This is a genomic window from Paenibacillus sp. OT2-17 (assembly GCF_009827695.1).
In the GTDB taxonomy this organism is placed as follows: Bacteria; Bacillota; Bacilli; order Paenibacillales; family Paenibacillaceae; genus Paenibacillus; species Paenibacillus polymyxa_B.
Map to the genome: position 1 here is coordinate 1 of NZ_WUDQ01000231.1, position 5,487 is coordinate 5,487.

At 45.5% G+C, this 5,487-nt stretch carries 4 protein-coding genes; all 4 read left to right on the forward strand.

Features of this window, described 5'->3' with window-relative positions; all coding sequences use genetic code 11:
* The first annotated feature begins 205 nt into the window (after window positions 1–205).
* The gene (locus GRP75_RS18205) at window positions 206–430 is read left to right on the forward strand and encodes a hypothetical protein (protein ID WP_237449096.1); all 225 of its coding nucleotides are present in this window, start codon (window positions 206–208) and stop codon (window positions 428–430) included.
* A gap of 16 nt (window positions 431–446) precedes the next feature.
* Complete coding sequence (locus GRP75_RS18210; protein ID WP_160789982.1) at window positions 447–1,598, forward strand: transglutaminase domain-containing protein; 1,152 nt, start codon at window positions 447–449, stop codon at window positions 1,596–1,598.
* A 20-nt stretch (window positions 1,599–1,618) separates the two neighbouring features.
* Window positions 1,619–3,703 carry a peptidoglycan D,D-transpeptidase FtsI family protein gene (locus tag GRP75_RS18215; protein WP_028541423.1) on the forward strand — a complete coding sequence of 695 codons (2,085 nt, stop codon included), beginning with the start codon at window positions 1,619–1,621 and terminating at the stop codon, window positions 3,701–3,703.
* A 190-nt stretch (window positions 3,704–3,893) separates the two neighbouring features.
* The coding region (locus GRP75_RS18220) for a peptidoglycan D,D-transpeptidase FtsI family protein (protein WP_160789983.1) at window positions 3,894–5,487 on the forward strand (1,594 nt) is incomplete at its 3' end.

Sequence of the window (5,487 nt, forward strand, 5' to 3'; positions counted from 1 at the left end):
AAATAGAGAATTATATTTTGGGTTCATTCGTTCTCTCTCCTTCAGTTTAAATCAGATCAGATAATATAAGGCTGTTAAGCATGAAGCCGAATATGAATTGGATGCAGTTTTCCTTCCATAACGAACTTCCTTTGAACAGGTCGGCAAGGTCGTTACTCAGGCAAAGGATGATGCGATCAACAAGGTTCAGAGCGAGGCTTTGAACATGATGATCAAGGAGGGACGGGATGCCAAATACACATCTAATGCGGATGGTACGTTTTCAGTAACAAGCTCCAACCTGGAAGTGAAAGGTCCATTTGATGGTGACAAGGTCAAGGTATGGTTTCAGGGGATGTCGCTGGGCGAGTGGAGTATGGGCGATACCGTCAAGAAATATATCGAAGGTGCGAAAGGCTCGGCTGTAACACAGTCGCCACAGTCGCCGTAGAGACAGGAGGAACACAATGAAACCATCCTGGCTGGAGCCTATTCTTCATTGGAATGGCGTGACGGTGTTTTTGATTGTCATTGTACTGCTGTCGTTGATTCAGGGCTGGAGACGAGGAGCTTCCAGATCTGTAGGGGCGCTGTTCAGTCTTATTGTGGATGGCATACTGACTGTGGCGGGTATTTTGTGCTCGCTCGGATTAGCCATGTGGCTTTCACCGAAGGTACAACAATGGCTGGCGGCTTACATGGAACATTTGCCTCAGCGAGAACTAAGCGGGATTGAGCAATTTTATTATACGTTGGTGGCGGGGTTAGAGGGGTTTCCGCTGCTGCGGTTCGCCGTATTGTTTATGCTCAGTTATGCGATCGCCCAATTTGTACTACGTGCAATTTATGTGTTGATGGTAGGGGGCAAGTCAGATTCTTCTTTCCATGAGCATGAAAAAAAATCAGGCTTTTTCAGCAGGGTGGCAGGGGCTGGAATAGGCACTATTATTGGTGGAGCACGCGCTATCATGGTTATAGCCCTGCTATTCATCGGCGTAAGTCTGTATCCAGACAGCGGGTTTAGCAGCTACGTCCAAGCTTCACCGATTTATAAGCAGGGAGCGCAATCGGTCATTGAGCCGTTATCCGGTACACTGATTAAGGATAAATTGCCCGTATTTACGCAGGCCGTTACCAAGGAATTAAATGGTATCCTGCAGCGAAAATACGAAATGATTGACCGGGAAATTCCGAACGATATCGGTCAGGCTGCGGCCAAGATTACACAGGGGATGAGCGGTGATGAGCAAAAGGCCAGAGCGTTGTATGAATGGGTAGGTACCCGCATTAGCTATGATTTCAGTAAGGTAGAAGCCTATGAGCAGCGTGGTGACTGGCATGAACAGACCCCTAGAGATACGTTTGATACACGTAAGGGAGTCTGCATTGATTATGCCCGCCTGTATGCGATGATGGCTCGGTCGCAGGGACTACAGGTCAAGGTGGTGACAGGGCTTGGTTATAACGGACAGGGAGGATACGGTTCCCATGCATGGAATGAAGTGTATTTGAGCGCGCAGGATCAGTGGGTACCGTTAGACCCGACCTGGGCGCAAAGTGGGGACTGGTTTAATCCGCTTGGTTTTGCCCAAACACATATCAAGGATAAAGTGATTTAATAAGGAGTGGAAAAGGGCACATGAGAAAGATAGACAACGAGCAGGGAAAAGACAACGAGACGTCTGATCGAAAAAGATTCAGCTTTCGGATCAATCTGTTCTTTTTCAGCTCGTTCATTATATTTACGGTCATTATTGTCAGACTGGCGATACTTCAATTTGTAGATGGACCTCAGCTCAAACAGCAGGAGGCCAGTAATGTTACCAAAAACGTACCGCTTACACCGATTCGCGGAACAATTTATGATTCAACCGGGCAGAACAGACTGGCGTATTCTACACCTGTACAATCGCTGTATATCACGCTCTCCAAGAACTATAGTGACAGCGTGGAGAATTCGCGTAAACCTGATAAAAAGCTGTTGCCTGAGCTGGAAAACATGACACAAAAGCTGGCAAATCGGTTTGCTCAATATGGTAATAAAGATGAGCCGAAAATGACGGCAGAACAAATTATGGACGCTATGGACCGAAACTATCAACGGTTTAGCGGTTTTACGCCGCGTCTGATTAAAACCAATCTTAATAAAGATGAAGTCGCCTATTTTATGCAGCATAAAAGTGAGTTCCCCGGGTTAGATGTCGTAGAGGAAACGGTACGTCATTATGATCCCGATACGGTAGCTGTCCAAACGGTTGGCTACATTAAAAGCTATAAAAGTGCGCGTGAAACGTTAGATAAATATAAAAACATCCAAAAATCCATGTCAGCTGAAAATGATCCGGGCCTCATTTATATGGATAACGAATCTGTTGGCTTTGATGGACTGGAATTTCAATATCAGGAACAGTTACGAGGGAAAAACGGATATAAAACAGTTCCAATTGATCCACGGAATATGCCGGAAGGTGTAGATTCTGTTACTCCTCCGCAAAAAGGGAATAACATTTATTCCACCATTAATAAAGAGATTCAGGTCAAAACAGAAGAAGCCATTGCGGATCAATTGAGATGGCTCCATTCACACGCTGTATCTGGCAAGACTCATCCTTATGCCAAAACAGGCTTCGCAGTGGCTATGGAAGTGGACACAGGAAATGTGGTAGCGATGGCTAGCATGCCGGATTATGATGCGAATTACTGGCAGACTGGAAATATATCCAGTGATAATTATAAGAAAATACAAAATGTATACTTAAATGGTACTATTCGTTCGTTCGGATCGGGCCAATCGGGTCAACATCCAGAGTCAGTTGTTCTTCTGGGCTCCACCATTAAACCCCTTTCTGTGTTGATAGGTCTGGAGGAAAATCTATTCAGTACCTCATCCTACTATCAGGATACAGGAGCGGCTTATTTTGGGCGTAACAATTCGTCACGAGTTCGAAACTCTTCCGGTCATGTGTACGGGGGGTTAGACCCAGCTTCTGCCATACGGCATTCCTCCAATGCATTCATGGTTGATATGGTGGGCAAAAGATTGTACAACAAGTACATTAATAATGCCAAGGAAGATCAAGGTGTGAATGTATGGGACCGCTACATGAAGGAATTTGGACTAGGTGTGTCTACGGGTGTAGATTTACCTACGGAATATCCTGGTTTGAGAGAGTATGGACCTAAAAGTAAGGAATCGGCCTTGTCCAAATTAGCGTATGCTTCTTTTGGACAGCAGGGTAAGTATACAACGCTCCAGCTTGCACAATATACCACTGTACTGGCTACCAAGGGCAAACGGATGGAGCCGCATTTGGTCAGTCAGATTAAAGACACCAACGGCAATGTAGTACAAACGATTAAGCCGAAGGTGCTGAACGAAGTGAAATTCCCAGATGCATACTGGAATGAGGTCATACGCGGGATGGCAACAGATGTCAGCGCATTTAATGGTTTTCCTTATGACTTTGCTCGTAAAACGGGGACATCGCAGCAAAGCGTAGGCGGTAAACTGAAGGATAACGGGGTATTTATTGCCTTTGCGCCACGTCAGAATCCCAAACTTGCAGTAGCGGTTGTCATTCCTGAAGGAGGTTTCGGGGCTTTTAGTGCCGGACCTGTAGCACGCAAAATATTTGATGCCTACGATGAAGTATATGGTTTGGACGGGGTACCTAAGAAAAAGGTTGAAACAGCAACCGATTCTAACGCAATCAAACAGCCATAATCATTTTATACGATTTTATACGATGTCATTTCATGAAAGCTTTCCTTAGCCTTAGGGCTGAGGGAAGCTTTTTTATGCTTTTTCTACGTTTTCTTACAAAATTGTCATCTTGGAATTCATCGTTTATTGCTTTGGATATGGTAGGATCAGGAATATAAAACCCTAATGGAAGGAGTAATGACCAGCTAATATGGACAGAGGAAGTTTGGATAAAAAGTTTTCATTTAAAAAGAAAAATGTTGAAGAGAATGAAGAGTCACGAAAAAAACGGACGGTTTTACGAACCAACCTACTGTTTTTTAGTGCTTTTGTGCTGTTTGCCCTGATCATTACCAGACTAGCTGTATTGCAGTTTGTACAATCGGAGGAGCTGAAAGGCCAGCAGCAATCCGTAAATACGAAAAATGTCCCGTTAGCCCCGAGTCGCGGCACGATTTATGACTCCACAGGTACGGTTAAGCTGGCGTATTCGACTCCAGTACAGTCCTTGTATGTAACTTTATCTAAGGATTATAGCAAACGTACGGAGAAAGATCGCAAGCCGGGGGAAAAGCTGCTCCCTGAGCTCAATGCTTTTGCTGCCAAGCTTGCTGCCAAATTAAACGAACTGGGTCGTAACGAAGGAGAGCAGCTTAATGCAGAGGAAATAAAAAAGCGACTGGACCCGGACTATAATCAATATAGGGGATTTACCCCACGTTTGGTCAAATCCGACCTGAGTCGGGAGGAAATCGCTTATTTTCTGGAACATCGGACAGAGTTCCCTGGTGTAGAGGTTGTAGAAGAAAGTATACGCCATTATGACCCGGATCGGGTGGCGGTACAAACGATTGGATATATGTACAAGTTCAAAGGAGCTCGAACGAACCGGCCCAAATATAAAGAGCTCTATGAAGCTAATTCGGAGGTTCTAAGACCGACACAGGTGTATTCGGAAAGTGAAACGGTCGGATATGATGGCTTGGAGCTTCAGTACCAGGATGAGCTGAGAGGAAAAAACGGATATAAAACGGTAGAAGTCAATCCGCGCAGCATGCCGGAGGGCATTGAATCCATTACTCCTCCTGAAAAAGGACTTCATTTATATTCCACCATCAACAAGGAAATTCAGCAGAAAACCGAACAGGCCATTATGGATCAGCTTCGCTGGCTTCATACTCATGCCGTATCGGGGAAGCTTCATCAAGACGCAACCACTGGCTTCGCTGTAGCGATGGAGGTAGAGACCGGAAATATCGTGGCAATGGCCAGTATGCCGGATTATGACTCTAATGTATGGAAAAGTGGAAGTACCTCACCTTCGGTATATGACGAAATTCAGCATAAAATGGGAAATGGAACCATTAAATCCGTGCCTAGCGGAAAAGCGGGTCCACATCCAGAATCCTCGGTGCTTCTGGGTTCAACCATTAAACCGCTATCCGTGCTGATCGGGTTGAAGGAAAACCTGTTTTCTCCCGGACAAACTTATCTGGATACGGGAAGTGCGTACTACGGCAAAAATCGCTCCAGCCGGGTTGGGAATTCTAGCGGACATGTGTATGGTTCTTTGACACCTAGCAGGGCAATTGAGGTCTCGTCGAATACGTTTATGGTGGATATGATCGGCAAGCCGCTGTATGCCAAATACGGAAGTAATGCAGGGGTGCATCAGGGAATTGACGTATGGGACAAGTATATGAAGGAATTTGGATTAGGCGTTCCGACAGAAGTAGATCTGCCGGGCGAGTGGGCAGGCAGACTTGAGTATACGAGCAAGCATGAAAGTGCGCTGACACGTTTGG